29 protein-coding genes and 1 tRNA gene are annotated in these 25,448 nt (G+C 68.0%); 16 read left to right on the top strand and 14 right to left on the bottom strand.

All coding sequences use genetic code 11. The annotated features are described in order from the left end of the window. Positions 1–2 precede the first annotated feature (2 nt). The 3 genes from ACIQF0_RS18505 to ACIQF0_RS18495 form a co-directional block, all read right to left on the bottom strand. Positions 3–611, bottom strand: coding sequence for a hypothetical protein (locus tag ACIQF0_RS18505; protein ID WP_360047119.1), 609 nt, complete (start codon positions 609–611; stop codon positions 3–5). Between the two features lie 250 nt (positions 612–861). Then, positions 862–1,122, bottom strand: a complete 261-nt coding sequence (locus tag ACIQF0_RS18500; protein WP_401030792.1) for a Txe/YoeB family addiction module toxin — start codon at positions 1,120–1,122, stop codon at positions 862–864. Continuing rightward, positions 1,119–1,361: a type II toxin-antitoxin system prevent-host-death family antitoxin gene (locus tag ACIQF0_RS18495; RefSeq protein WP_360047121.1), complete on the bottom strand. Its 243-nt coding sequence runs from the start codon at positions 1,359–1,361 to the stop codon at positions 1,119–1,121. The genes ACIQF0_RS18500 and ACIQF0_RS18495 overlap by 4 nt, the downstream gene beginning before the upstream one ends. A gap of 115 nt (positions 1,362–1,476) precedes the next feature. Between ACIQF0_RS18495 and ACIQF0_RS18490 the strand changes: the two genes are divergently transcribed. Together ACIQF0_RS18490 and ACIQF0_RS18485 are read left to right on the top strand one after the other, a co-directional pair. Next, complete coding sequence (locus tag ACIQF0_RS18490) at positions 1,477–2,439, top strand: hypothetical protein (protein WP_401030790.1); 963 nt, start codon at positions 1,477–1,479, stop codon at positions 2,437–2,439. A gap of 28 nt (positions 2,440–2,467) precedes the next feature. Continuing rightward, positions 2,468–2,761, top strand: a complete 294-nt coding sequence (locus ACIQF0_RS18485; RefSeq protein ID WP_360047123.1) for a hypothetical protein — start codon at positions 2,468–2,470, stop codon at positions 2,759–2,761. Between the two features lie 130 nt (positions 2,762–2,891). Here the strand turns inward: ACIQF0_RS18485 and ACIQF0_RS18480 are convergent, their stop codons facing one another. From ACIQF0_RS18480 to ACIQF0_RS18465, 4 genes are read right to left on the bottom strand one after another with little or no spacing between them, the layout of a single operon-like run. Continuing rightward, on the bottom strand, positions 2,892–3,248 hold the full coding sequence (locus ACIQF0_RS18480) for a septal ring lytic transglycosylase RlpA family protein (RefSeq protein ID WP_360047124.1): 357 nt from the start codon (positions 3,246–3,248) through the stop codon (positions 2,892–2,894). Between the two features lie 45 nt (positions 3,249–3,293). After that, positions 3,294–3,686, bottom strand: coding sequence for a contact-dependent growth inhibition system immunity protein (locus ACIQF0_RS18475; protein WP_401030788.1), 393 nt, complete (start codon positions 3,684–3,686; stop codon positions 3,294–3,296). A 28-nt stretch (positions 3,687–3,714) separates the two neighbouring features. Then, a complete protein-coding gene (locus ACIQF0_RS18470; protein WP_401030786.1) occupies positions 3,715–4,344 on the bottom strand; it encodes a hypothetical protein in 630 nt (209 codons plus the stop codon). Between the two features lie 39 nt (positions 4,345–4,383). Continuing rightward, positions 4,384–7,089 carry a BTAD domain-containing putative transcriptional regulator gene (locus ACIQF0_RS18465; RefSeq protein ID WP_401031464.1) on the bottom strand — a complete coding sequence of 902 codons (2,706 nt, stop codon included), beginning with the start codon at positions 7,087–7,089 and terminating at the stop codon, positions 4,384–4,386. 141 nt (positions 7,090–7,230) lie between these two features. On the opposite strand from ACIQF0_RS18465, the gene ACIQF0_RS18460 reads away from it, so the two are divergent. After that, entirely contained in the window at positions 7,231–8,277 is a 1,047-nt protein-coding gene (locus ACIQF0_RS18460; RefSeq protein ID WP_401030784.1) for a cytochrome P450, read from the top strand. Here the strand turns inward: ACIQF0_RS18460 and ACIQF0_RS18455 are convergent. Beyond that, positions 8,252–8,680, bottom strand: coding sequence for an OsmC family protein (locus tag ACIQF0_RS18455; protein ID WP_030480288.1), 429 nt, complete (start codon positions 8,678–8,680; stop codon positions 8,252–8,254). The two genes, ACIQF0_RS18460 and ACIQF0_RS18455, sit on opposite strands and share 26 nt — an antisense overlap. Positions 8,681–8,803: 123 nt before the next feature. Here ACIQF0_RS18455 and ACIQF0_RS18450 point away from each other — a divergent pair, with 123 nt between their 5' ends. Continuing rightward, positions 8,804–9,709 (top strand): LD-carboxypeptidase, encoded by a 906-nt coding sequence (locus ACIQF0_RS18450; RefSeq protein ID WP_401030781.1) that lies wholly within the window; start codon positions 8,804–8,806, stop codon positions 9,707–9,709. A 45-nt stretch (positions 9,710–9,754) separates the two neighbouring features. Here the strand turns inward: ACIQF0_RS18450 and ACIQF0_RS18445 are convergent. Beyond that, positions 9,755–9,827, bottom strand: a tRNA-Gly gene (locus ACIQF0_RS18445). 33 nt (positions 9,828–9,860) lie between these two features. Further along, a complete protein-coding gene (locus ACIQF0_RS18440; protein WP_401030780.1) occupies positions 9,861–10,259 on the bottom strand; it encodes a hypothetical protein in 399 nt (132 codons plus the stop codon). A 159-nt stretch (positions 10,260–10,418) separates the two neighbouring features. Here ACIQF0_RS18440 and ACIQF0_RS18435 point away from each other — a divergent pair, with 159 nt between their 5' ends. From ACIQF0_RS18435 to ACIQF0_RS18425, 3 genes are all read left to right on the top strand, one after another. Beyond that, on the top strand, positions 10,419–11,729 hold the full coding sequence (locus ACIQF0_RS18435; RefSeq protein ID WP_401030778.1) for a sigma-70 family RNA polymerase sigma factor: 1,311 nt from the start codon (positions 10,419–10,421) through the stop codon (positions 11,727–11,729). Between the two features lie 94 nt (positions 11,730–11,823). Beyond that, a complete protein-coding gene (locus ACIQF0_RS18430) occupies positions 11,824–12,261 on the top strand; it encodes a DUF983 domain-containing protein (protein ID WP_266036465.1) in 438 nt (145 codons plus the stop codon). Between the two features lie 15 nt (positions 12,262–12,276). After that, entirely contained in the window at positions 12,277–13,143 is an 867-nt protein-coding gene (locus tag ACIQF0_RS18425) for an Fpg/Nei family DNA glycosylase (protein WP_401030776.1), read from the top strand. On the opposite strand, the gene ACIQF0_RS18420 is transcribed toward ACIQF0_RS18425, so the two are convergent. From ACIQF0_RS18420 to ACIQF0_RS18410, 3 genes are read right to left on the bottom strand one after another with little or no spacing between them, the layout of a single operon-like run. Beyond that, entirely contained in the window at positions 13,136–13,714 is a 579-nt protein-coding gene (locus ACIQF0_RS18420) for a lactate utilization protein C (protein ID WP_401030774.1), read from the bottom strand. The two genes, ACIQF0_RS18425 and ACIQF0_RS18420, sit on opposite strands and share 8 nt — an antisense overlap. Beyond that, the gene (locus ACIQF0_RS18415; protein ID WP_401030772.1) at positions 13,707–15,125 is read right to left on the bottom strand and encodes a LutB/LldF family L-lactate oxidation iron-sulfur protein; all 1,419 of its coding nucleotides are present in this window, start codon (positions 15,123–15,125) and stop codon (positions 13,707–13,709) included. Before ACIQF0_RS18415 ends, ACIQF0_RS18420 begins: the two co-directional genes overlap by 8 nt. After that, positions 15,107–15,814 carry a (Fe-S)-binding protein gene (locus ACIQF0_RS18410; protein WP_360047196.1) on the bottom strand — a complete coding sequence of 236 codons (708 nt, stop codon included), beginning with the start codon at positions 15,812–15,814 and terminating at the stop codon, positions 15,107–15,109. The genes ACIQF0_RS18415 and ACIQF0_RS18410 overlap by 19 nt, the downstream gene beginning before the upstream one ends. Positions 15,815–15,925: 111 nt before the next feature. On the opposite strand from ACIQF0_RS18410, the gene ACIQF0_RS18405 reads away from it, so the two are divergent. Continuing rightward, positions 15,926–17,188 (top strand): histidine kinase, encoded by a 1,263-nt coding sequence (locus tag ACIQF0_RS18405; protein WP_319976284.1) that lies wholly within the window; start codon positions 15,926–15,928, stop codon positions 17,186–17,188. 211 nt (positions 17,189–17,399) lie between these two features. Here the strand turns inward: ACIQF0_RS18405 and ACIQF0_RS18400 are convergent, their stop codons facing one another. Then, positions 17,400–17,567, bottom strand: coding sequence for a hypothetical protein (locus tag ACIQF0_RS18400; protein ID WP_166048541.1), 168 nt, complete (start codon positions 17,565–17,567; stop codon positions 17,400–17,402). Between the two features lie 98 nt (positions 17,568–17,665). Here ACIQF0_RS18400 and ACIQF0_RS18395 point away from each other — a divergent pair, with 98 nt between their 5' ends. From ACIQF0_RS18395 to ACIQF0_RS18360, 8 genes are all read left to right on the top strand, one after another. Beyond that, on the top strand, positions 17,666–18,526 hold the full coding sequence (locus ACIQF0_RS18395; protein ID WP_401030768.1) for a S49 family peptidase: 861 nt from the start codon (positions 17,666–17,668) through the stop codon (positions 18,524–18,526). A gap of 63 nt (positions 18,527–18,589) precedes the next feature. Continuing rightward, entirely contained in the window at positions 18,590–19,456 is an 867-nt protein-coding gene (locus ACIQF0_RS18390) for a LytR/AlgR family response regulator transcription factor (RefSeq protein ID WP_401030766.1), read from the top strand. Next, complete coding sequence (locus tag ACIQF0_RS18385) at positions 19,453–19,881, top strand: hypothetical protein (protein WP_093594899.1); 429 nt, start codon at positions 19,453–19,455, stop codon at positions 19,879–19,881. Before ACIQF0_RS18390 ends, ACIQF0_RS18385 begins: the two co-directional genes overlap by 4 nt. 1 nt (position 19,882) lies before the next feature. Further along, on the top strand, positions 19,883–21,682 hold the full coding sequence (locus tag ACIQF0_RS18380; protein WP_360047135.1) for a cation acetate symporter: 1,800 nt from the start codon (positions 19,883–19,885) through the stop codon (positions 21,680–21,682). Positions 21,683–21,940: 258 nt separating this feature from the next. Further along, a complete protein-coding gene (locus tag ACIQF0_RS18375) occupies positions 21,941–22,291 on the top strand; it encodes a DUF485 domain-containing protein (protein WP_330271711.1) in 351 nt (116 codons plus the stop codon). Continuing rightward, positions 22,288–23,898, top strand: coding sequence for a cation acetate symporter (locus ACIQF0_RS18370; protein ID WP_401030763.1), 1,611 nt, complete (start codon positions 22,288–22,290; stop codon positions 23,896–23,898). The genes ACIQF0_RS18375 and ACIQF0_RS18370 overlap by 4 nt, the downstream gene beginning before the upstream one ends. Positions 23,899–24,016: 118 nt before the next feature. Beyond that, the gene (locus ACIQF0_RS18365; protein ID WP_401030761.1) at positions 24,017–24,511 is read left to right on the top strand and encodes a SigE family RNA polymerase sigma factor; all 495 of its coding nucleotides are present in this window, start codon (positions 24,017–24,019) and stop codon (positions 24,509–24,511) included. Continuing rightward, complete coding sequence (locus ACIQF0_RS18360; RefSeq protein WP_401030759.1) at positions 24,508–25,410, top strand: hypothetical protein; 903 nt, start codon at positions 24,508–24,510, stop codon at positions 25,408–25,410. The genes ACIQF0_RS18365 and ACIQF0_RS18360 overlap by 4 nt, the downstream gene beginning before the upstream one ends. Positions 25,411–25,448 lie beyond the last annotated feature (38 nt).

Genomic DNA, 25,448 nt, shown 5'->3' with positions numbered 1-25,448 from the left:
GGTCATATCGGCTGCTCGTCCGCCGGTGACCGCTCGATCTGCCGGTCCAGCAGGCTCATGACCCGTGCGGTGACCGCGTCCCCGTTCTCGCCGTACCCCTCGATCCGCAGCACGTCCTGACCGCGCACGTAATGCGCGTGAAAGGTGTTCCCGCTCCGGCGGAGCAACACGTCGGGATGCGAGGTCTTCACCAGTTCGTGCTGGCCCGCGGCGTAAAGACCGTCAAGCGCGCCGAACAACCCCCACGGCGAGTCACCGTGCTGAACGCCGAATCGCCACAGCCCGAGCGTGACGCCTTCGTCCAGCGTGATCGTCGCCTCGACCTCCGCCACGCCACCTTCTTCGACGATCTCCATCTCGGCCGGCGTCAGCACGTTGCCGCGCGCGAACCTCTCCACCGGCCCGTCCCGGTCGAACACGACCTGACCGCTCAGCTTGACCAGCACGTTGGTGTCCACGAGGTAGGGCAGCCGCGGCGTCGGATCGGCGGCCTGCATCGTCTTCTCGAACCGCGATCCGTCTCCCCACACCGCCCACGTCACCCCGCTGACGGCGGCGAGGAGCGCGAGCACGGCCACGACAGGCGCGGCACGGCGGGCGCGAGCGGACATGACGGAACTCCCCAGAAACCTCGTTTCAGCGATTCTCGCTGATCAACACATCGTCTGGTGTCCGAACAAGATGGATTCATGTGCTAACTCACATCACCGGTGCCGCGTTCCTGCGATGCAGGTCATGGCCCTGTTCGGTCGCCCGACGGTTCAGTCGGTGACCGCTGCGGACGCGTTACCCGGCCGCCGCTCCCCAACGCGAAAGAGCGGCTGATCCGCCCCTGCCCGGAGCAGATCAGCCGCTCTTGCACTACCTGCCGTAGTGGTAACGACATGCGGCGATCCTGATCTCATCGCCCGCGACCTTGTAGACCAGTCGGTGCTCGTCGGTGATGCGGCGCGACCAGTAGCCCTGGAAGCCGTGTTTGAGGGGCTCAGGCTTGCCGATGCCCTCGTTGCCGTTCCGCTGGACGTCCTTGAGCAGGTCGTTGATCCGTTTGAGGACCTTGCGGTCCTCGGTCTGCCACCAGAGGTAGTCGTTCCAGGAAAGCTCGTCCCAGATCAGCTTCATTCAGCGAGTTCGTGCTGTGATCCGCCGCCGGACTCCAGTCGCTCGATGGACGTGATCAGGCGTCGCGCGTTCTCCGGGCTGCGAAGCAGGTAGGCGGTCTCCTTGAGCGACTGGTAGTCGTCAAGCGACACGATCACGACAGGCTCGTGCCCAGCGCGGGTGATCACGACCTCTTCGCGGTCGTTGACCACGGAGTCGAGCGTCTCGGCGTACTTCGCGCGAGACTCGGAGTAGCTCATGGTCTTCACTGGCACCCTCCTTTCGACGTACAAGATACTGTACGTCGATGCGCGGTGAGCGGCAAGGATTTGTGGCACGGCATACCCCTGCTGCCTTCCTGGCAGGATCGGGCGGATGAGTGCCAGGACCCGCTTCTTCGCCGACGTCGTGCAGACCGGCACCGTCCTCGGCCTCGACGCGAACCTGGGTCCGGACGTCGCGGCCGAGGTCATGGGCGGGCTCGGCGGGGAGAACCGCGGCGGGCGCACGTACTGGCGGTCGTACGGGCTGGTCGAGGTCGGCTGGTACTGGCGGGAACGTGAGCTGGGCTGGCAGGGCGAGCATCTTGCCGTGCAGGCGCATCGGCTGGGGTACGGCGATGAGTGGCTGGATGACGCCGTGGCCGCTGCGTACGGGCGGTTCGGTGGGGTGGTGATGTTCGACGAGCTCGCGGCCGAGCTGGGGCGGCGTGGGGTCGAGCTGGTCGCGGTCGGCGGGGTGGAGTTCGGGCATCAGTCGTACTGGCAGCCGGAGGCTCAGGTCACGGTTCACGTGGGGGTGGATGCCGAGTTCACGCCCGGCAGCGTGCGGAAGATCTTCACGGCGTTCGGGCAGGATCTGACGATCTCGTTCGGCGGTGACCACCGGGTGGTGTGGCAGCAGGTGAAAGCGCTTGCCTCGATGTCGGTGGAGGAACGGATCCGTTGGGCTGACCGGCCGGTGGAGGACTTCCGGTCGTGGTGGCGTTATTGCGCAAGGCTTTTGGCGGGACGCGTGGCTTCGCATGACGAAGTGCGGGAACGAGCGGTGTTCGTCGAGGTCGCCTTCTGGATGTGGGACCACGGCGTCGCGAAGGGTGTGTACACGCCGAAGGAAATCGCTTACCTGCGTGCGAGGTTCGCTGCGCGCATCGACGAGCTTTACCCGGAACTCGCGTTGCCCAGCCATGACGAGTTGGTCGGTGCGTGTCTTGACCACGTCAGCGAACCGATGGCGCGGGAGGACAAGAACCTCGTGGACGCCGCGCGGCTGCTCAAGCACGGGCTCAGCGACACGAGCCGGTTCGACGCGATCTACGAGCGGCGCGCGACCGTCTGATCAGCAGAAGATCAGTCCACACTGCTTGGTGGTCGTCGTTGTCGTGGGCGGCCGGGTGGTCGTCGTGGTGACGGGCGGCGGCGCCTTGGTGGTCGTTGTCGTCGTCACCGTTGTGGTGGTCGTGGTTGTCGTCGTAGTCGTTGTCTTGGAAGAAGAAGACGGCGCTGACGACGAGCTGGACGCCACTGTCTGTGACGGACTCTCGGACTCCGTCGGGATCAGAGATGGCGTGTTGATCAGCGACACACGGGCCGGTTTGTCGCTTCCCGGCCCTGCCGGATCGCCCGACGCGAGCGATCCGACAAGCGGTGCGAGCACGTAAAACGCGGCGACGACAACGCCTAGGAGAGCCCCGGTTGCGAGCCGACCAGGCCCACTCATCGCCGCCAACACCCCGATTGCCTATCCCGTTCACTCGATTGGGTCAAGCGAACCGGTTGTTTTCGGTTCAATCAAACCTTGGTGACCGTCACGCCGACTACGCCCTGTGACAGGGTCGCGATCGTCTTGAAGGCCTTCGGGGTGAGGTCGACGCATCGGCCGGTGATGAACGGGCCGCGGTCGTTGATCCGCACGGTCACCGTCTTGCCGTTGGACCGGTTCTTCACCTTCACGCGCGTGCCGAACGGAAGCGTCTTGTGCGCGGCGGTGAGCTTGTTGGGGTCGAAGCGCTCGCCGCTGGCCGTCGTGCCACCGCCGGAGTAGTAGGAAGCCTTGCAGGTCTCCGCGGAGGCCACGGGGGAGAAGAGCACAGCGGTGGCGGCGAGGGAGGCCAGCGTGAGGCCGGCGGCCGCGAGAGTCTTTGCCATGTTGCAAGGAACTCAGGCCCCGGCAAAGAGTCGCCTAACGCGCGCCTAACCGGGGAACTGCTCGGCCGCGGACACCAGGAGGTGCCAGTCGCCGTCCGGCAGCGTGCGAAGACGATCAAGGATTCCCGACATCCTGGCCAGTAACGCAGGGTGATCAGCCCAGAAGGAGTGGTCTACTCTCAGTAGAGCCGCGAGCAGGTCACCGGGGTACAGGGCGACCGATCGCAGCGGGTCGCACTCGACGTGTTCCAGCGCCAGCAGCGCGGTCACGTCCAGGCCCACCTGATGCGTCACGAGCAGGTGCAACGACGTCGGCGTCAGCTGTCCCACCGGCAGGTCGCGCAACGCACAGAGGTCGCGGTAGAGCTGGGTCGACGACGAGTCGGGTCTGCGCCAGTCGTCTTCGCTCAGGTGCGCGAGCGTGTTGTCCCGGTCCACGCACCCATGGTCCACGCAAAAGGACGCCCTAGCGGGCTGACTGAGGCAACGGTTCGGCATTGGGCGACTGCCAGCCCACGCGGACGAGCACCTCGCCCTCGTGCAGCAGCACCTGCGATGCCAGGCCCCACACCGTCGACGCCAGCAGCACACCGCTCACGGCCTCGCCGACGCTCAGCCAGTCGTTCCCGAGCATCCGCAGCAGGACACCGTTGCGCCGCGCGACCAGTTCGATGTCGCAGTTCTCCGCGCGGGCCGCGTGCAGCAGCCACGTCAGCGCCGAGTCCGGCACCTCGTCGGCCGTGTAGGGCCGCGGATCGGCCCTGCGCAACGAGATCGCGGCCGCCGAGGCCACCTCGCACGAGAACGGGTCGAGCTCCCAGCGCGGGTGCACCGACGCGACTTGGCCGTCCGGCTGAGGAGTCCGCAGCACATGACAGTCCCAGCCCATCGCCGACAACGCGACCCGCACGTGGTGCAGCACGGCACCGCACGCGAGCAACGCCGTCTGGTCCTTGCGTGTCGTCACGAGCTCAAGGCACTCGTTGCCGGTTCGCCATCGCCACGGCGGAACGATGCCGAACGACGGCGCCCTGGCGGCGAGTTTCAGCACTTCCTCGACGGTTCCCGCGTCTGGCATGCGCACGCTGGTCCTCATCCGGACAGCCTGCTCACGAGCGGTTGCGCGGAACCTGCATCACGACTGCGCGGCCGCAACCACCGAGGTCACGGTCATCGCCGCACCGCGCGAGAAGTGTTCTTCGTACGACTCCGGTCCCAGCGCCTGCCGGCACAACGCCACGCATTGGTCGTGCGATGCGGCGAAGTTCGCGGATCCGAACAACGGCAAGCCGACTGACTGCCAGACCCTGTCCGCGCCGCCCAGCAGCAATGCGGCGTGCGACGCGGACCCGGTGACCACCGAGATCAACGCCAGCAGCTCCACTGACACCGCGATGCCCAGCAGGTCGTTGAACTTCTCCTTGATGCGCAGCGCGGTAGTAGCCAGCTCACGGGCCTCGGCGACGTCACCTCGTCCCATCGCGACGAAAGCCAGGACGTACAACGCGAACGCGCGCGCCCACAGCTCACCGTTCTCCTCGCACACGTCCCGTGCCTTGGTGCAGATCTCCGCCGCACGGTCGAGTTCGCCGCCGAACGCCACGGTGATCGCCAACGCCACCCGAGCCATGACCACGTTGCTGTCCATGTGCCCGAGCGCGGCGTGCCGGCGGTCGGCCTCGGCCAGCAACGTCGCCCCCAACGGCAGATCGTCGTCGAACACCGCTGCGGCCCCCTGCACATAGGTCGCGTAGACGTCGGCGTCCTCGTCTTCCAGCAACGCGGCCTCGGCACGGCACTGCTCCAGCAACGCCGGCACGGCGGAGGTGTTGCCCTGCAACGTCGCCAGGTATCCGGTGACCCACAACGCCTTGCAGCGCGCCCGCGACGGCTGGGTCTCGAGCGACAAGGCCCAGTTCAGCCAGTGCCGTCCCTCGGCGAACCGCCCGCAGCCGACCCAGTAGAACCACAGCGTCGCCGCCAGCCGCAGCCCCGAGTCGGCCTCTCCCGGTGTGGTCAGGGAGTGCTCCAACGCCGCCCGCAGGTTGCCGCGTTCGGCCGTCATCGCTCCCACGGTCGCGGCCTGCCGCGGCGTGAACCAGGCCCGTTCTCCTTGCAGGGCAATGCCTGCGTACCAGTCACGATGGCGCGCCTTCAGCCGTGGCTCTTCATCGCTCGCGCGCAACCGCGTTTGCCCGAACTGGCGCATGGTCTCCAGCAACCGATAGCGCGCCACGCCCGCGTGTTCTTCGCGCTGCAACACGGACTTGTCGACCAGCCCGTCGACCGCGTCGAACATGAAGTCCGCGGTCAGCGACTCGTCCGAGCACACCGCCTCGGCTGCGGCAAGGTCGAAGCTGCCGGCGAAGACCGACGCCCGCGCCCACAGCAGTTGTTCGCGCGGTGAGCAGAGGTCGAAGCTCCACTCCATCGTCGCGAGCAGCGTTTGGTGCTGTGGCAACGCGGTGCGCCCGCCGTCGGTCAGCACCCGGAACCTGTCGTCCAGCCGTTCCAGCAGCTGCGCCGGCGTCAGCGCGCGCACCCGCAACGCCGCCATCTCGATCGCCAGCGGGATGCCGTCGAGCCGTTTGCACAGGTCCGTGACGGCCTGCTCGTTCGCGCGCGTGATGACGAACGAGCCGGGAATCGCCGCATCGGCGCGTTGGGCGAACAACGTCGCCGCCGGGTAGGGCACGGACAACGGCGCCACGGACAACACCTGCTCGCCGTAGACCCGTAGCGCGCGACGGGACGTGGCGATGACACGGAGGTTCGGAGCCACACGCAGCAACGTGTCCACGAGGACCGCACAGTGGTCCACGACGTGCTCGCAGTTGTCCAGTACCAGCAACGCGTCCTTGCGGGCCAGGAACTCCGTGAGCACGCTCAGCTGCCCGCGCCCGGTCTGGTCGACCACGCCCAGCGCCTCGGCGACGGTGTGGGGGACCAGGGCGCGGTCGCGCAACGCCGCCAGCTCCACCAGCCACACGCCGTCCGGTGGCTGCTCGGCCCGCGCCACGTGCACCGCGAGCCGCGTCTTGCCCACCCCGCCGACGCCGATCAGCGTGACCAGCCGGTGTTTCCTGATCAGGTCGGCGACGTGCTCCGTCTCCGGGCGGTCCACGAAGCTCGACCGGTCGGCCGGAAGGTTGCCGCGCACCGGGACCGGCGTCCGTTCGGGCAGGTCGAGGCGTGGATCGGCGGTCAGCACCGCCTGCTCGAGGTCGCGCAGCCGCGGGCCGGGCTCGATCCCGAGTTCGTCGACCAGGGCACCGCGCGCCCGTTGGAACGCGGCCAGCGACTCGGCCTGCCGCCCACACCGGTAAAGCGCGATCATCAGCTGTTCCCACAGCCGTTCGCGGAACGGGTGCTGGTCGACCAGCGAGTTGACCAGCGGCGCCACCGCGGCGTGCTCGCCGAGCGCCAGCGACGCCTCCATCAGGTCCTCGGTCGCGTCCATCCGCAGGTCGGTGAGCCGCGCGGACTCCTGCCGGGTCCACTCGCCCGGCCGGCAGTCCGCGAGCGGGTCGCCGCTCCACAACGCCAGGGCCTCGCGCAGCATCTTCGCGGACTGCAACGGTTCGTCGCTGTGCCGTGCTGCTGCGACGAGTGCCTCGAACCGTGCGGCATCAACGGTGTCCGCAGGCGCGTTCAGCACGTAACCCGGCTCGCGGGTGGTGATCAACTCGCCGAGTCCGGCGTCGCGGATCTGGCCGCGCAGCCGGGCGAGCAGGCTGTGCAGGGTCTTCGTGGCGGACGCCGGTGCCTCGCCCGACCAGAGCGCGTCCACGAGCGCGCTCCTCGGCACCGTCTCTCCCGGGTTCAGCGCCAGCCGTGCCACCAAGGTTCGCTGTCCCGCACTGCTGAGCTGGACTGCTCCGTTCGGACCGGTGAGTTCGAGCGGTCCGAGCAGCCGGATTATCACGTTATTGGTCCTGTCGTCAGCCCCCGACAAAGGCTGGAACCGCGCAAAGATATCGCAATGGAATTCGACCCGAGAATCAACGCCCAGCGCGTCACCGCATACGCCGACCTGCGTGCCGTGCTGGCTGATCCGGTGACGTTCTCCTCCCGGAACATGACAGGCCCGCAGGTCGCGGCCGTGGCGGCGATGATGCCGCCCGAGCAGCGGCGATTGCTCGAACTGATGTCCTCGCTCAATGCGGCCGACGGCACCAGGCACGCCCGAATTCGTGCGGCGGCGAATCAGAAATTCACTCCAACGGCCGTGCGCCAAATGGCTGACACAATTAGGGAACGCGCAAGGACTCTGCTCGACGAACTACCGGAAGAGGCCGATTTCGTCAGTCAGTTCGCCGCGCCGTTCGCGTTGGGCGTCGTCGGAGACGTGCTCGGCGTGCCGGAGGCGGACTTCCCGCTGTTCCGCGAGTTCGTGGCACCCGTGCTGGAACTGACCAGCGGAGAGGAGGTCAGCGAGCGCGTGCTCGGGTCGTACTTCGCGGGCATGAACGAGTTCTGCGCCTACTTCGCCCGCTCCGACGCGTTCAGGGGCGGGCAGCTGTCCGAGCAGGAACGGCTGTCGCTGTGCCTCGCGGTCGTCGTGGCCGGTACCGACTCGACCACGAACATGCTGGCCAGCACGTTGCTGCGCCTCGACCCGAAGGAACGCCGGCTGGGCGGCGTGGTCGAGGAGGTCGTGCGCCTGGACACGCCGTTCATCGGTTTCTTCCGGACGGCGACGTGCCCGGTGACCACGGGCGGGGTGAAGATCGCCGAGGGCGAGCACCTCTTCCTCGACTACGCGGCGGGCAACCGCGACCCGAAGGTGTTCACCGAGGACTTCGACCCGGGAAGGCCGTCCGTGCCGGGCCATCTCGGCTTCGGGCACGGACCGCATTACTGCCTAGGCGCCCAGCTCGCGAAGCTGGAGGGCCGGATCGTCGCCGAAGAGCTGCTCGACCGCTCGTCCGAGGTGGCCGAGCAGCCCGGCGACGTGCGCTACCGCAGGCACCTGATCAGTCACGGGCCCGCGGCGCTGCGATTCAGACCAGGGCAGCGTCGAGGGTGATGTTCTCGACGGCCGCGAGCGCCTTGGAGACCGGGCAGTTCGCCTTGGCGCCCTCGGCGGCCGTGACGAAGTCCTCCTGGGACAGGCCGGGCACGTTGGCGCGAACCGTCAGGTGGATGCCGGTGATGCCGACGCCGGCCTGGAAGCTCACCTCGGCCTTGGTGTCGATCGAGGTGGGCGGCGTGCCGGCACCGGTCAGGCCGTGCGACAGCGCCATCGAGTAGCAGGCGGAGTGCGCGGCGGCGATGAGCTCCTCAGGGCTGGTCTTGCCGCCCGCCTCCTCGGCGCGCGCCTTCCAGTCGATGTCGAAGCTGCCGCTGTTGGAGGTGGCGAGGCTGACGTTTCCCTTGCCCTCGACGAGGGAGCCTTCCCAGTGAGCGTTTGCCGTCTGCTTGATGGCCATGATCTCCAGGTCCTTGTCGAACAGGCTCGATCGGGGTGATGCGAGCGGACAGGTCCACCCTTTCACGGGTGGGCTCGGAGATCACCCTGAGAACCACTCGACGGGACTGCGAGAGTCTGTCGTGTGAACGTCGTGCTGCCTCCGCGTGTCGTTGCCGGAGATCGGGTTCGTCTGGTGTCGCCCGCGAGCTACCCGAGCGAGGAGGAGCTCGCGGAGTCCGTGCGAGCGCTGGAGAGCTGGGGCCTGGTCGTCGAGGTCGGTGAGCACGCGCTGGACCGCCGCGGCTACCTGGCTGGACGCGACGAGGATCGGCTGGCCGATCTCGACGACGCCTATCGCGATCCCGGAGTGCGGGCGGTGATCGCCACCCGCGGCGGCGCGGGCGCGTACCGCATCGCGCACGACCTCGACTTCGACGCCGTGCGGGCCGACCCCAAACCGCTGGTGGGGTTCAGCGACATCACCAACCTGCACCTGGCCCTGTGGCGGCACTGCCGCGTCGCCGGGATCCACGGCTTCCTGGCCGGCGCTCGCTCGGCGGCCTCGACGCGGTCGTTGCTGATGGGGACCGAACCCGCCGTGCTGCATCGCGACCCGGACGCGCTCACGGCGGCCGTCCGGGTGGGCGGTGTGGCCACGGGCAACCTCGTCGGCGGGCATCTCGGCACCCTCGCCTGGTCCGTGGGAGCCGGACTGCCGGACCTGGACGGCTCGATCCTGTTCCTGGAGGCCACGCGCGCCGTCGGGCTGGGTCACGTCGACCGGCAGCTGACGCAACTCATCCGGTCGGGCTCGCTGCGAGGACTGAGCGGGGTCGCGCTCGGCCGGTTCCCGGGGTTCGAGGACTACACCGACCGCGACTGGACCGTCCTCGACGTGTTGCGCGACCGGCTGGAGCCTCTGGGCGTGCCGGTGCTCGGCGGCATCGACGTCGGCCACGGTGACAACCCGTTGTCGATCGCGCTTGGACCAATGGCCGTGTTGGACGCCGGCGCGGGCACGCTCACCATCGGCCCCGCGGTCCGCTGAAACGAAAGAAGTCCGGCACCCAACGGGCACCGGACTTCTTTCGAGAGCGGATGACGAGACTCGAACTCGCGACCCTCACCTTGGCAAGGTGATGCGCTACCAACTGCGCTACATCCGCACTGCCTTACGGGGGAGAACTATACAACAGCGCTTAAACAGCATCTTGCGAGGGGGGTGCCAAACCGGCCAGCAGTTGATCTACCTCGTCCAACTGCTCCTTCGGCCACCGCCACTCCCACAGCGCCCGCACCTTGGGCAGCACGTCGACCGGCAGCCACGCGGCGACCTCCTCGCGGAGGTCCCAGTCGTCGAACACGTGCTCGTAGAAGCTGATCAACGCCGCGTTCTCCAGGAACTGCTCCGGCTGGTGGAAGCACCAGTGCGCGAAGCCGTACACGCGCCGGAGCACGTCGTCGGCCTGCTCTCGGTGCGCTTCCTGGGCCAGCTGGTACAGCTCGGAGAAGAAGACGTGGCAGGACCACTCCTCGGTCTCGGCGACAGCCCGAAGTTCCGGCACGAGGGCCGAGGCGCGTTCTCGCCAGTCCACCACGGGCGTGACGATAGTCGCTGGATCTTCTTCCGCCGACGGGCCGACGCCCACCTGTGACCGTCCTGTCACCGAATGCGTTGCGCTGATCAGCCCACGCCGAACGGATGGTCTTGTATATCGACCTGTTCTCATCCAGGAGCAGGTCTGGCCCCTTGTGGCATGTTGAAGCCTGTGATGGTCGACGAGAACGAGGTCGACCGGGACCTGCTCGCCAGAGTGCGCGAGGGAGATGACTCGGCCTACGGCGAACTGTTCTCCCGGCATGCGGACGCGATCCGCCGTTTCTCTCTCAGGCACGTCCGTGAGGCGGCTGAAGCCGACGACCTCACCGCTGAGGCGTTCTTCCGCATGCTGCAGGCGATTCGCCGCGGCAGCGGGCCCACGGACCACGTGCGCACGTACCTGTTGACCGTCGCCCGCCGCGTCGCGTGGGAGTGGAGCGGACGGCGCCGGGACGTGCCCGTCGAGGACGAGGAGCTGGGCCGGCGCGTCGAGCCGGTGAGCGACAACGCGAACAGCCGGGCCGAGCACAACCTCATCACCAGGGCTTTCTCCAGCCTGCCTGAACGCTGGCGAGTCGTGCTGTGGCGCGTCGAGGTGGAGGGCGAACGCCCCGCCACCGTGGCACCGCACTTCGGACTCTCGCCCAACGCCATGTCGGCGTTGGCCCGCCGTGCGCGCGAGGGGTTGCGTGCGGCGTACCTGCAGGCACACCTCGCGGCCGACGACGGACGTTCGTCGTGCGCGGCGATCCGGTCGAAGCTCGGCACCTACACCGCGGGCGGGGTCCAGGGCGTCGAGGAACGCCGGATCCGCGCCCACCTCGACACCTGTTCCGCCTGCACGCAGCTCTACACCGAGCTGAACGAGGTCTGCGCGACGTTGCGCGCCAGCTCGGCGTTGCTGATCGTGCCGACCACGCTCGGGCTCGCGTTCGCCGGGAAGGTGTTCTTCACGAAGGCGAAACTGGCCGTCGCGGCAGCGAGCGTGGCGACCATCGGCCTGTTCGGGACGATGGCCGCGGTGTTCAACGGTGGCCCCGGTGTCGCCGTGCTGCAGCCGGACCAGAACCCGGTCGTCGCGATGAACACGTCCGGCTCGACGAGCTCCGAGCACAGCCAGGGACTCGTGGTGGCCCAGCCGCCGCCCGAACAGCACCAGCAGAAGCCGCAGGAGAACGTGATCAACCCCGGCGGCGGGCAGCGGCAGGAGACCGTGCGCAGGACGACGTCCGTGCCGGTGCCGACCAGCGACCAGCACCAGGACCCGCCGGTGGAGCGGGCGGAGAAGATCGTGGAGTCGTCGGAGAAGTCCGAGGTCGTCAGCTCGGTGGTGACCACGACGCGGCGGGACATCACGTCGCTCGACACGCCGTCGGCCTCGTCCGAACCGCCCTCCGAGCCCTGCTCGACGCCGCAGACCACGGCCACGACGATCACGCTCTACCCGAAACCGGCCATCGAAAACTGACGGTGACGATCAAGCTCAGCCGAGTTCACCCACAAGGCTCTGCCTCGGCCAGGTACGGTTTGTCCAAGACCGACCGACTGTGGGAGACGGGTACATGACGCGGCTGGTGCGCGGTGCTGACGGGCGGATGTGGACGGTCCACAGCCGCATCGAGTGGCGCAACCCGGTGGAGTCCGACGACTTCGAACACGACGTCAGCGGTGGTGTCCTGCCCGGAATCATGATGGCAGGCATGCTCGCCGTCATGGTGGTCGTGCTGATCGCCTGGACGCCGGAGCAGGTCGTCGTCCCCGCCTGGCTGATCCTCGCGCTGATCTTCCTGTTCGCGTTCTTCCCGGTCCGCTGGGCGCTGCGCCGCCCGCACACGCTGGTCGCGGAGAGCAAGGCCACGGCCGACGAGCTGCCACCCGAGCGGTGGATCGGCTCGGTCCGCGGCCCGATGGCGGTGCGCCAGGAGGCGTCCCGGGTCGCCCGCACGATCGAGATGCACTCGCTGCCGGACGTCGAAGGTCCGCTGCAACCCGTCGACTGATGCGACACTGGTCCGGTGCCCGAACTACCCGAGGTAGAAGCACTGGTCCATCACCTGCGTGAGAACGCGGTGGGCCGTGTGGTGCACCGCGTCGACGTGGCTTCGCTGCAGGTCCTCAAGACGTTCGACCCGACGTGGACCGCGCTGCACGGCCAGGAGGTCGTGGCCGCGCACCGGCACGGCAAGCACCTGGACCTGGAAGTCGCGGACGGCCTGCACCTGGTCGTCCACCTCGCCCGCGCCGGCTGGCTGCGCTGGGCCGACAACATGTCCGCACCGCCGCCCAAGCAGGGGCGCGGGCCGCTGGCGTTGCGCGTGCACCTCGGTCCACCCGGCCAAGGGCCTGGGTTCGACCTGACGGAAGCGGGCACGAAGAAGGGCCTCGCCGCGTGGATCGTGCGCGACCCGAAGACCATCCCGAGCGTCGCGAGGCTGGGCCCCGACGCGCTGGGGATCACCCGCACGCAGCTGGAAGACCTGTTCGACAAGCGGACCGAGCGGCTGAAGACGTCCCTGACGGACCAGACCCTGATCGCGGGCATCGGCAACGCCTACTCCGACGAGATCATGCACATGGCCCGGCTCTCGCCCTACGCGACGACGGGCAAGCTGAACTCCGAACAGCTGGACCACCTGCACGAGGCGATGCTCACCACCCTGACCGACGCGGTCGCACGGTCCGTCGGTCAGGACGCGGCACGGCTCAAGGGCGAGAAGCGCTCAGGGCTGCGAGTGCACGCACGCACCGGGCTGCCGTGTCCGGTGTGCGGCGACACGGTTCGTGAGGTGTCGTTCGCGGACAAGGCTTTCCAGTACTGCCCGACGTGCCAGACCGGCGGCAAGCCGCTGGCCGACCGCCGGTTGTCCCGCCTGCTCAAATGACGATCAGGACCTCCAGGGTGCGAGGGCCGTGGACGCCCTCCACCCGGTTGAGCTCGATGTCGCTGGTCGCCGACGGGCCGCTGATGAACGTCAGCGGCCGGGTGGACTCCAGGCGCTGAAGGGCTTCCGGGACCGAGGCCGCGATCTGGTCCTCGCGCACCACGCAGAGGTGGTAGTCCGGGAGCAGCGTGAGCGCGCGGCGTCCCTGGGCCTCGCTGCCGTCGAGGACGATCGTGCCGGTGTCCGCGATGGCCACCGCACATCCGGTCAGCACGCCGTCGGCCTGGTCGAGCTCGTCGATCGACAACGGCTCGCGCAACCACGTGACGCCGTCGATCAGCCACTCGTCCGGAAGGCCGGCCGGCGCGACGATTCGCTTGCCCTTCAAGGATTCCAGCGCTTCGGGCACGTCGCTGACGGTGTGCACGATCGCGCGGTAGTCGGCGACCCGTTCAGCGAACAGCTCGACGCCGCCGGGGCCCTTCTGGTTGTAGCCGCGCACGACGGGCGTGGCCGCCGGCACTTGTGCGTTGCGGATGCGCTGAAGGATTTCTTCTCGTGCGCTAGCCACGGTTCTTCCTCCACCAGGCGCGGAACGACTCGGACGGCGGTGCGGGCACGTCGCGGGAGGACGTCCACTTCGATCCCGGCCACGGCAGCGACGTGATCTTGCCGTCGCGCGCCAGGAAACGGGCCAGGGAACCGGCTTTCTGCGCCTTCTCGTAGCGCGAGGCCTCCCGGAACATCCACGCGGCGGCCGACATCGCGACGGACTCCGCCGTGCGTCCCTTGGCCTCCACGACTTCGGCGCGCAGGTGGGTCAACACCGACGGGATGTCGATCCGCACCGGGCAGACCTCGAAGCAGGCGCCGCAAAGTGAAGAGGCGTAAGGAAGTGAGGCCGCCAGCGGGTCGTGCAGGTCGCCCATCAGCTGCGGCGTCAGGATCGCGCCGATCGGGCCGGGGTAGACCGAGCCGTACGACTGCCCGCCGGTGCGTTCGTAGACCGGGCAGACGTTGAGGCACGCCGAGCAACGGATGCAGCGAAGTGCCTGGCGCCCAACGGAATCCGTCAACGTCGCGGTGCGGCCGTTGTCGATCAGCACGAGGTGGAACGTCTGCGGGCCGTCGCCGGGCGTCACGCCGGTCCAGACCGACGTGTACGGGTTCATCCGTTCCGCGGTGGACGAGCGGGGCAGCAGCTGCAGGAAGACCTCGAGGTCCTGCCACGACGGCACGAGCTTCTCGATGCCCATCACGGTGATCAGGGTGTCCGGCAGCGTCAGGCACATCCGGCCGTTGCCCTCTGACTCCAGCACCACGATCGACCCGGTGTCGGCGACGGCGAAGTTCGCGCCCGAGATCGCGACCTTGGTCGTGAGGAACTTCTGGCGCAGGTACACGCGCGCCGCCTCGGCGAGGTCCGCCGGTTCGTCGGAGACCTCGACCCCCATGCGGCGCTGGAAGATCTCGCGGATCTCCGAGCGGTTGCGGTGGATCGCGGGCACCAGGATGTGCGACGGCCGGTCCTCGCCGAGCTGCACGATCAGTTCGGCGAGGTCGGTCTCGATCGCGTGCACGCCACCGGCCTCGAGGGCCTCGTTGAGCCCGATCTCGGCCGTGGCCATGGACTTGACCTTGACGACCTCGGTCGCCTGCTCCGCCCGGCAGAGGTCGAGCACGATCCGGTTGGCTTCTTCGGCGTCCCGCGCCCAGTGGACGACGCCGCCTCGCGCCGTGACCGACTCCTCGAGCTGCACGAGCAACGTGTCGAGGCGTGCCAGGACGTCGTCCTTGATCTGCTCGCCGGCGACCCTGAGCATCTCCCAGTCGGTCATCTCGGCGACCGCGGCGGCCCTGCGTCCCCGGATGGTCCCGGTGGCCTTGCGCAGGTTCTGCCGCAACTGGGTGTCGTTCAACGCCTCTTTGGCGGCCTTGGGGAACGTCGGGCTGCCCAGCCACGTCACGGGGTTGCGCGCCACGGGTCCTCCTCCGTCGAAGCCAGGATCTCCGCCAGGTGCACCGGCCGGACGCCCGTGCGCAGTCGCGAGAGCCCACCTCCGATGTGCATGAGGCAGGAGTTGTCGCCGGCGCACAGCACCTCGGCGCCGGTGTCGAGCACGCACCGCATCTTGTCCGCGAGCATCGCCGTGGACGTCTCGGCGTTCTTCACCGCGAACGTGCCACCGAAGCCGCAGCACTGCGTCGAGTCCGGCAGTTCCACCAGATCGAGTGCCTTCACGGCCCTGAGCAGCGCCAACGGCTTGTCGCCGACCCCCAGCATGCGCAACGAGTGACACGTGGGGTGATAGGTGACCCGGTGGGGGAACCACGCGCCGACGTCGGTCACGCCCAGCACGTCGACGAGGAACTCCGCGAGCTCGAACGTGCGCGGCGGAGACTCACCCAGGGTGGGATGGACCTCGCGGACCATGCCCGCGCATGACCCGGATGGCGCAACCACGTAGTCGTAGCTTCCGAAGACGTCGGTGTACTTGCGCGCCAGCGGCTTCGACAGCTCCCGGTAGCCGGTGTTGAAGTGCATCTGGCCGCAGCACGTCTGCTCGAGCGGGAACTCGACCGTGCAGTCGAGCCGCTCCAGCAAACGCACGACAGCCCTGGCCGTCTGCGGGAAGAACGTGTCGGTCAGGCAGGTCGCGAACAGAGCCACTTTCACGGGCACACCCTCTCCCCAAATTCATCGGATGTCTACCCGGATCGGTGGACCGTACGGGGGTACGCCGGGCGCGCCTCTTGCTATAGGGGTGCCCCACAGCACAGCATGTGCACCGTGGGCGACCTGTTGACCGAGCGCGCCGTGCTCGGTGTCATCGCGACCCTGGCCGTTCTGGGCCTCTTCGTGATGCTGTGCCGCGCTCGACGAGTCAGCACCTCCGTCGAGGATGCTGTGATGGACATGCTCGACCGGATGTCCAAGGCGTCGAGCGATCTCCGTGCGGGTTTGACCCAGGAGGCCGCCGACAAGGCCACACCGCACCTGCGCGAGATGCTGCGGTGCGTCGCGGTCGCCATCACCGACGAAGAGGGCACCGTCCTCTCGTGGGACGGCGGCGCGAACGACCACTACGAATACCTCCGCGACACGGTCGCCCGTGCCATCAACAACTGCCACAAGGAACACGTCGACCACCGCAAGCTCGGCTGCGAGCTGCAAGGTCCGTGCTCCCTGCACAGCGTTGTCGTGGTTCCGCTGGTTGTCGAGGGCGACGTCGCCGGCACGTTGATCGTGGTCTCCGGCGTCGCGTCGAAGCGCCAGATCCGCATGGCAGAGGAGACCGCCCGCTTCGTCTCGACGCAGCTGGAGCTGGAAGTCGTCCAGAAGCAGCGCCAGGCCCTCGCCCAGGCCGAGGTCAAGGCCCTGCGAGCCCAGATCTCGCCGCACTTCGTCTACAACGCGCTGAACACGATCTCGTCGCTGATCCGCACCGACCCCGCGCACGCCCGAGAGCTGCTGCAGGAGTTCGCGGAGTTCACGCGCTACTCGTTCCGCACCGACGGCTTGTTCACGACCCTTGCCGATGAGTTGACCAACATCCATCGCTACCTGACCATCGAACAGGCCCGCTACGGCGCCCGGCTGAGCGTCCGGCTGCGCATCGCCCCCGAGGTCCTGCAGGTCGTCCTGCCGTTCCTGGTCCTGCAGCCCTTGGTCGAGAACGCGGTCCGGCACGGCCTGGCCAAGAAGCCCGGCGGCGGCATGCTCACCATCACCGCCGAGGACAACGGCAACGAGGCCCTGATCAGCGTCGAGGACGACGGCGTCGGCATGGACCCCGACCGGCTCGACGACATCAAGGACGCCCACCAGACCGGCGCGCACGTCGGCATCGGCAACATCAACGACCGCATGCGCACGGTGTTCGGCGCCGAGTACGCGTTGGTCGTGGAAACGGCCCCGAACGCGGGCACGAAGGTGATCCTCAAGGTGCCGAAGTTCGCCCGCAACGTGCTGCCGAACCTGAACATCGGGTCGCAGATGACCGACGAGCCGATGACGGCGGAGCAGCCGGCGATCCGCGCCTGAACTTGCAGGGTCAATCATGCTCAACCCAGGCGTGCATCGTGCCGATTGTGGTGTTGACCAATGAACAGCCGGCCGTTTGAACGAACAGACGCCGCCCGCGAGCAAAGGCCATCATCCAGTGCACGAACAACAAGCACCCGAACGCGTCCGCGTCTGCATCAAGTGCACCGCCAAGGGGTTCAACAGCTGCAAGTGCTGACGGGGACGAGGTTCAGCGTGCTGCCACCGCCAAGGTCGTGATCAGCACGACGGCGCACACGCTCCAGCTCACCCACATCCAGTAGATGTGCATGGGCGTCGGTCCGGCCGCGTTCTGCCGGCCCCGGTCGTCCCACCACTCCACATACCGCTCGAGCCAGCGGATCGGGTTGAACGTCACAGCCCGAACCTAGCATCTTGTGTCACAGGTCACGCGGGAGCAACCGACAGCGCAGTTGGGCTCCCGCGTGTCCGCGAAACGCACGTACTGTCGAGTACATGAGCGTCACGGAGAAGATCGCGGCCCGTCTCCCGAGGGTCATGGACCGGGGTGAGCGGCCGCCGGTGGTCGCCGCGGTGCGGTTGCACGGGGTCATCACCCCGCAGTCCTCGCCTGTCGCGCGCAACACGATCAGCCTCCAGAACGTCGAGTCGGCCATCAACCGGGCGTTCGACAACGAGCGGCTCATCGCCGTGGCACTGCTCATCAACTCTCCCGGCGGCGCGCCGACGCAGTCCGCCCTGATCGCCGAGCGCATCCGTGAGCTCGCGACCAAGAAGCACGTGCCGGTGCTCGCGTTCTGCGAGGACGTGGCGGCGTCCGGCGGCTATTGGCTGGCGTGCGCGGGTGACGAGATCTACGCGCACGGCACGAGCCTCGTGGGCTCCATCGGTGTCGTGAGCGCGGGCTTCGGGCTCAACGGCCTGCTGGAGAAGGCCGGTGTCGAGCGCCGCGTCTACACGGCAGGGGAGAACAAGGTCCGGCTCGACCCGTTCCAGGCCGAGAAGCCCGAGGACGTCGAGTGGCTCAAGACCCTGCACTCCGATCTGCACGACCAGTTCCGGGCGTGGGTCACCGAACGCCGCGGCGCCAAGCTCAGCGCCGACGCCGCCCTCTTCAGCGGCGAGGTGTGGACCGGCAGCAAGGCCGTGGAACTCGGCCTGGTCGACGGCATCGGCACGATCAGGAGCGTCATCGCGAAGCGCTTCCCGGACGCCGAACTGACGATCGCCGAGCCGCGCAGGCCGTTGTTGGCCAAGCTCGGACTGACCGGCGCGTCCACCCGATCGGGGGATCTCGTGGCGCAGGTGCTCGCGAGCGTCGAGGAACGTGCTCGCTGGTCCCGATTCGGGCTGTGAGCATCAGTTCGGTTTCACAGGGCGTGTCGAGGCCTACCCCGGCGTAGACATGACCGCACATTGATGGGCAAGATGCCCGACACAGTGAGTACCCAAGACAACGCCGGTCTCCTCGTCCTCGCAGTCGATGACGAGGCCCCTGGCCTGAGCGAGATCAAGTTCCTGCTCGAGAGCAGTCCTCACATCCGGCGCGTCCTCACGGCCTTCGACGCCGCCGAGGCCCTGCGCATCCTGAGGGGTGACTACGAGCAGGAGGTCATGGCGAGGACCAAGAACGGCCTTCCGCCGGTCGACGCGGTGTTCGCGGACATCAACATGCCCGGACTCTCCGGCATGGATCTCGCGCGGGTGCTCAGCGCGTTCAGGTACCCGCCCGCGCTCGTTTTCGTGACAGGCGTTGAGGAACGCGACGCGCTCGTGACGGCGTTCGACGTCGGCGCGCTCGACTTCATCAACAAGCCGATCAACGAGGAACGCGTCCTCAAGGCGATCTCACGGGTCGCGGACCGGGTGGGACGCACGGCGGCACCGACCGCCGCGTCGAGCGCCACGGCCCAGAACCCCGCCGAACCGACCGACGACGAGGTCATCCCCGTCGAGCTCGGCGGCACCATCAAGCTCGTGCCGCGCGCGTCCGTGCGGTACGTCGAGGCGCAGGGCGACTACGCCCGCCTGCACACCCAGGACGGCAGCCACCTCGTCCGCATCCCGCTCGCGCAGCTCGAGGAACGCTGGGCCAACGCGGGGTTCGTGCGCATCCACCGCTCGTACCTGGTGGCGTTGCCGCTGGTGAGCGAGCTGCGGATGACGGCGAACGGCTACGCGGTCGTCATCGGCACCGGTGAGGGTGCCAAGGAGCTCCCGGTCAGCCGCCGGCACACGAAGGAGCTCAAGGAGCGGATCGTGCGACCGCCGAAGAGCGGCTGGTGAGCAGGCACGACGCGGGAAAGCCCGAGCAGCCCGCCCGTGAGGCCTGGCTCGGCGAGCAGGGCAGCAGGCCGCGCCGCCGCAGGGTCGTGCTCGCGGACTCCACGAAGTCGCGCGGCAAGGCGTTGCGCACGATCATCGAGCTGGAGGAGCAGACCAGCGTCGGTGAGAAGCTGGTTCGCGACCTCATCCGGCAGCAGCTCAAGTCCGCGTTCGGGCTCGCCTTCGCGGTCCTGATCGGCATGTGCCTGCTGCCGGTCACGTTCTACCTGGTTCCGTCGATCGGGGATCTCAAGATCCTCGGCATCCCCATTCCCTGGCTCGTGCTCGGCCTCGCGCCCTTCCCGATCCTCTACGGCGTCGGGTGGGTCTTCCGCAGGCAGGCCGAACGGCACGAGCGCGACTTCGTGAACATGGTCGACCGCTGACGTGAACGCCACCATCTGGAGCCTCAGCGCCATCGTCGCCGTTGCGGCCGTCACGTTCCTCCTCGGCTACGTCGGGTCGCGCAAGGCGAACACCACCCCGGACTTCCTGGTGGCGCGCCGCGCGATCCCCGCCACCCGCAATGCCGCCGCGATCTCCGGCGAGTACCTGTCCGCGGCGTCGTTCCTCGGTGTCGCGGGACTCGTGCTCAAGGACGGCGTCGACGCGCTCTGGTACCCGATCGGCTTCACCGCCGGCTACCTCGCGCTGCTGCTGTTCGTCGCCGCGCCGCTGCGCCGGTCCGGTGCCTACACGCTGCCGGACTTCGCCGAGGCCCGGCTGGGATCGTCGAACGTGCGGCACTTCAGCACGTTCTTCGTGGTCTGCATCGGTGTGCTGTACCTGGTGCCGCAGTTGCAGTCCGCCGGTCTGACGCTGACCACGATCACCGGCCTGCCCGCGTGGTTCGGCGGCCTGATCGTCACGGTCATCGTGGTGATCAACGTGCTGGGCGGCGGCATGCGCGCGATCACGCTCGTGCAGGCGTTCCAGTACTGGGGCAAGCTCTTCGCGATCGCCGCGCCCACGTTCGTGCTCTTCGTGGTGTTCCTGGCCTCTCCCGACCGCGGCACGCAGCCGATCAGCGACGACGGCGTGGTCCGGTTCCCGAAGGCCGAGTCGATCACGGTGGCCGAGCAGGTCGTGAAGGTCCGCGTCGACGAGCCGCTGACGTTGAAGGTGACCGGCCAGATCGACGGCAGGAACGCGGACGGTGCGGTCTTCTGGGGCCGCGGTGTCTACGAGCTGAGCCCTGGCACGAAGATGGAGTTCGCCGCCGGCAGCCCGGTGCCGGTGGTCGAGGGCTCGCCGACCAGCAACTACGACTGGACGCGGCCGCAGACCGGTGGCATCTCCGAGCTGATCAGGACGTACTCGCTGATCTTCGCGACGTTCCTCGGCACGATGGGCCTGCCGCACGTCCTGGTCCGCTTCTACACCAACCCGGACGGCAAGGCGGCCCGCCGCACGGCGTTGCACGTGCTCTACCTGCTGGGCCTGTTCTACATCTTCCCGACGGTGCTGGGCGTGCTGTCGCGGCTCTACCTGCCGCAGCTGCTGGTGAACGGCAAGACCGACGCGGCGGTGCTGATGCTGCCGGAGACGATGCTGCCGAACCTGGGCGGTCAGATCGTCGGCGCGATCGTCGCCGCGGGCGCGTTCGCGGCCTTCCTGTCGACCTCGTCCGGACTCGTCGTGTCGGTCGCCGGAGTCGTCTCGACGGACATCATGCCGGGCAAGGTTCGTGACTTCCGGTGGGCAACTGTGTTCACCGGACTGGTCGCAATCGGTCTTGCTCTGCTCCTGCCGCGCTCTGATGCGTCACTGACCGTGGCCATGTCCTTCGCTCTGGCGGCGTCGACGTTCTGCCCGCTTCTGGTCCTCGGCATCTGGTGGAGAGGACTCACCTGGGTGGGCGCCGTGTGCGGGCTCGTGGTCGGCGGCGGCATGGTCCTCACCGCTCAGGTCGTGAGCGTCGTGAGCTCCTACACCGGCCGCTGGGCGCCCGCGTTCATCACCCAACCTGCGCTGATCACGGTCCCGGTGGCGTTCGCGATCATGATCATGGTCAGCAAGGCGACCCGCAGACGGGTGCCCGCGGACGTCAGTCAGATCCTGCTGCGGCTGCACGCCCCCGACCCGCTGGGATTCATCCGTGACCGCGACATCGCCCGCTTCGGGACCGCGGAGGAGAAGGCCCGGCAGGCCGAGGACAAGCGCAGGGGAGCTGGTCGAACACGGTGAGTAGCCACCGTTTCAAATGGGTGAAATTTGGTCACTCGAATCGGTGAACGGTGAACAAGGTCACGCAGAGTGCTGTTCGTCTACGCATACTGACCGTTCGTCGCATCACCCGACTGCTGGGCGCAACGGCACGAACGGGGTCTTACCTGAGTGACTCAAGTCTCCATACGGTTCCTGACCAAGAACAGACCGCACCTGGAGGCATTACGTGCACGTCACGTTGCTGACACCTACGACGAGTACCGCGAGGAGGGGACTGTGAGCAGCGTTGAACACACCCCGTCTGAGTCGTCCCCAGAAGCGCAAAAGTGGGTCGACGTCCAAGCGAGCGATGACTTCGCCGAGCTGAAGCATCGGCTGCGCAAGTTCGTATTCCCCGTCTCCGGCCTGTTCCTGGCGTGGTACCTGCTGTACGTGCTGCTCGCGGACTACGCGCACGACTTCATGTCCACCAAGGTGTTCGGCAACATCAACGTCGGGCTCATCTTCGGTCTGCTGCAGTTCGTGTCGACGTTCGTCATCACGACGCTGTACGTGCGGCACGCGAACAAGAACCTCGACCCGCTGGCGGAGAAGCTCCGCAACGAGATCGAGGGAGACGGCAAGTGAACGAGTCCAGCCCGATCCTCAACATCAGCATCTTCGGCGTCTTCGTCCTGATCACGCTGTTCGTGGTCATCCGGGCGAGCCGGAACAACAAGACCGCCGCCGACTACCTGGCCGCCGGTCGCGCGTTCACGGGTCCGCAGAACGGCATCGCGATCGCGGGTGACTACCTGTCGGCCGCGTCGTTCCTCGGCATCGCGGGTGCCATCGCGCTCAACGGCTACGACGGCTTCCTGTACTCGATCGGCTTCCTGGTGGCGTGGCTCGTCGCGCTGCTGCTGGTCGCCGAACTGCTGCGCAACACCGGCAAGTACACGATGGGCGACGTGCTGAGCTTCCGGATGCGCCAGCGTCCGGTCCGCGCCGCGGCCGCCACGTCGACCATGGCCGTCTCGTTCTTCTACCTGCTGGCCCAGATGGCCGGTGCCGGTGGTCTCGTCGCCCTGCTGCTCGGCATCACGGGCACGGGTGGCCAGGCGATCGTCATCGCCGTGGTCGGCGCCCTCATGATCGCCTACGTCCTCATCGGCGGCATGAAAGGCACCACCTGGGTGCAGATCATCAAGGCGGTCCTGCTGATCGCCGGTGCGGGCATCATGACCGTCTGGGTGCTCGGCAAGTACGGCTTCAACCTGTCGTCGCTGCTCGGTGCCGCCGTCGACGCCGCGCCCAAGGCCGGCGAGAAGCTGCTCGGCCCCGGCCTGCAGTACGGCGCGACCGGCACCAGCAAGCTGGACTTCCTGTCGCTGGCCCTCGCACTGGTCCTCGGCACCGCGGGTCTGCCGCACATCCTGATGCGCTTCTACACCGTGCCGACCGCGAAGGAAGCCCGTCGCTCGGTCGTGTGGGCCATCTGGCTGATCGGCATCTTCTACCTGTTCACCCTGGTCCTGGGCTACGGCGCCGGTGCGCTCGTCGGTCCGGACAAGATCAACGCGGCTCCCGGCAAGGCCAACTCGGCCGCCCCGCTGCTCGCGCTGGAACTGGGTGGCCCGATCCTGCTGGGCCTGATCGCGGCCGTCGCCTTCGCGACGATCCTCGCGGTCGTGGCGGGCTTGACGATCACGGCGTCGGCGTCGTTCGCTCACGACATCTACGCCAACATCATCAAGAAGGGCCGGGAGAACGGCAACGGTGACGCCGAGGACAAGACCGACGAGGTGAAGGTCGCCCGCATCACGGCGATCGTCATCGGTCTCGTGTCCATCGGTGGCGGCATCGTGGCCAACGGCCAGAACATCGCGTTCCTCGTGGCTCTGGCCTTCGCGGTCGCCGCCTCGGCGAACCTGCCGACGATCCTCTACTCGCTGTTCTGGAAGAGGTTCAACACCTCGGGCGCGCTGTGGAGCATCTACGGCGGTCTGATCGTGACGATCACCCTGATCGTCCTGTCGCCCGCCGTCTCCGGCAAGCCGACCTCGATGTTCAAGAACGCCGACTTCGACCTGTTCCCGCTGTCGAACCCCGGCATCGTCTCGATCCCCGTCGCGTTCCTGCTCGGCTACATCGGCACGATCCTGTCGAAGGACAAGGCCGACCCGGTCAAGCAGGCCGAGATGGAGGTCCGCTCCCTCACCGGTGCGGGCGCCGAGAAGGCCATCGCGCACTAGTCACGCACCACCGGGAAACGGGCCGTCCTTCACGGGGGCGGCCCGTTTTTCGTGCGTGCAACCCTGGACCGGCTGACCGCGTATTGGATGCGAACGCGGCAGAACTTGGGGGACCGGAGTGCGACGAGACGAGGAGTTCTCGCAGTTCTTCACGAGCAGATTCGACTGGGCCCGGCGCACGGCGTACGCGTTGTGCGGTGACTGGTCGGAGGCAGAAGAGATTGCGCAGAACGCTTTCGTGAAGGCGTACGCGAAGTGGCCGAGCATCAAGCGCGAAACGGCGGAGGGCTACGTCCGCACCATCGTGACGCGCGTGTTCCTCGACAGCAGACGTCGTGGCCGCGACCGCGAGCGTCCTACCGCTGACCTGCCCGAACACGGCGTCGGCGGCGGTTTCGCCGATCCGGACGCCCGGCTGAACGCGGCGCTGCAACAGGTGGCGCCGAAACAACGGGCCGCGCTCGTGCTGCGTTTCGTGCACGACCTGTCCATCGAGCAGACGGCCGCCGAGCTCGGCTGTTCGGTGGGCAACGTCAAAAGTCAGACAGCCAGGGGTTTGGCGACGCTCCGCGAGGCGTACGGCGAACCGGTCAACTCGGAGAGTGGTCGATGAACATCGAAGACGAGCTGCGCGGAGCTCTCGACATCTCCGCGCCGCCTCCCACGACAACGCTGGACCAGGTCATGAAGCGCGGCCGGCGCCAGGTCTTCCTTCAGCGAGCCGGAGCGATGATCGGGGTGGTCGCGGTGGTGGCCGGCGTGGGCATCGGCGCCGCCACGCTGAACCAGGCCTCGCCGCCCCAGCAGGCGGACCAGCCGAGCTTCGGCCCCGCCACCGTGGAGCACGCGGTGGGCTGGCCGCGGGTCGACACGCCACCGCAGAAGCCGTACGGGACGTGGTCGCCCGCGTCCACCGCGCCGCCTCCCGCCGGACGTCCGATCCTCGCGATGCCGCGGTGCGACATCAAGCAGCGGAAGTGGGCGATGAAGGTGCACGCCGGCTCCCTGACGCTGAACGACGAGTACGTGCGGAAGTGGATCGGCACGGTGCGCGAGCAGCTGCCCGAGGTGGAGGTCAGCGAGCTGTCGCCCAGGCTCGACAAGTCGTCCTACCTGGAGTACGCGGTCGACCTGACCGACTCCGGCGGCACCGGCAGCGTCCGGCTCACCGCGGGCAGGTTCGCGGGTACGCCGCTCGAGTACGCCGACGACAACATCTGGACCAGCGGCGACTGCGTGCCGCCCTACCGGACCACGTTGCCGGACGGCACGATCCTCCAGCTCCACAGCGTGCGCGCGGCCGAGCCGTTCCAGACGCTCCTGCAGGTCATGGAGGTGTTCCGGCCGGACGGTCTGATGCTGCAGCTGGAACTGGCGAACTACGGCAGCAAGGACATGCGTCCCGCGGCGCAGGAGGGCTACTGGGAGCGCACCGGTCCCGGCCGGGCGAACCTGCCGTTGACCGAGGAGCAGTTCTCGAGGCTCGGGCCCGCCATCGCGGAGGTGGCCTGAGGGTGTCCCGTGCCGGAGGTTCACGTCCGTGCAACCTC

The sequence above is a fragment of the Lentzea sp. NPDC092896 genome, from assembly GCF_044754905.1.
Taxonomy (GTDB): Bacteria; Actinomycetota; Actinomycetes; order Mycobacteriales; family Pseudonocardiaceae; genus Lentzea.
This window is presented reverse-complemented; position numbering and strand designations above follow the sequence as displayed.

Coding starts and splice junctions, on each gene's coding strand:
- ACIQF0_RS18435 (WP_401030778.1), top strand. CDS start 10,419: ATGTTGAAGCCTGTGATGGTCGACGAGAACGAGGTCGACCGGGACCTG.
- ACIQF0_RS18495 (WP_360047121.1), bottom strand. CDS start 1,361: ATGAGCTACTCCGAGTCTCGCGCGAAGTACGCCGAGACGCTCGACTCC.
- ACIQF0_RS18390 (WP_401030766.1), top strand. CDS start 18,590: ATGGGCAAGATGCCCGACACAGTGAGTACCCAAGACAACGCCGGTCTC.
- ACIQF0_RS18460 (WP_401030784.1), top strand. CDS start 7,231: ATGGAATTCGACCCGAGAATCAACGCCCAGCGCGTCACCGCATACGCC.
- ACIQF0_RS18490 (WP_401030790.1), top strand. CDS start 1,477: ATGAGTGCCAGGACCCGCTTCTTCGCCGACGTCGTGCAGACCGGCACC.
- ACIQF0_RS18470 (WP_401030786.1), bottom strand. CDS start 4,344: ATGAGGACCAGCGTGCGCATGCCAGACGCGGGAACCGTCGAGGAAGTG.
- ACIQF0_RS18360 (WP_401030759.1), top strand. CDS start 24,508: ATGAACATCGAAGACGAGCTGCGCGGAGCTCTCGACATCTCCGCGCCG.
- ACIQF0_RS18405 (WP_319976284.1), top strand. CDS start 15,926: ATGTGCACCGTGGGCGACCTGTTGACCGAGCGCGCCGTGCTCGGTGTC.
- ACIQF0_RS18455 (WP_030480288.1), bottom strand. CDS start 8,680: ATGGCCATCAAGCAGACGGCAAACGCTCACTGGGAAGGCTCCCTCGTC.
- ACIQF0_RS18430 (WP_266036465.1), top strand. CDS start 11,824: ATGACGCGGCTGGTGCGCGGTGCTGACGGGCGGATGTGGACGGTCCAC.
- ACIQF0_RS18505 (WP_360047119.1), bottom strand. CDS start 611: ATGTCCGCTCGCGCCCGCCGTGCCGCGCCTGTCGTGGCCGTGCTCGCG.
- ACIQF0_RS18480 (WP_360047124.1), bottom strand. CDS start 3,248: ATGGCAAAGACTCTCGCGGCCGCCGGCCTCACGCTGGCCTCCCTCGCC.
- ACIQF0_RS18500 (WP_401030792.1), bottom strand. CDS start 1,122: ATGAAGCTGATCTGGGACGAGCTTTCCTGGAACGACTACCTCTGGTGG.
- ACIQF0_RS18395 (WP_401030768.1), top strand. CDS start 17,666: ATGAGCGTCACGGAGAAGATCGCGGCCCGTCTCCCGAGGGTCATGGAC.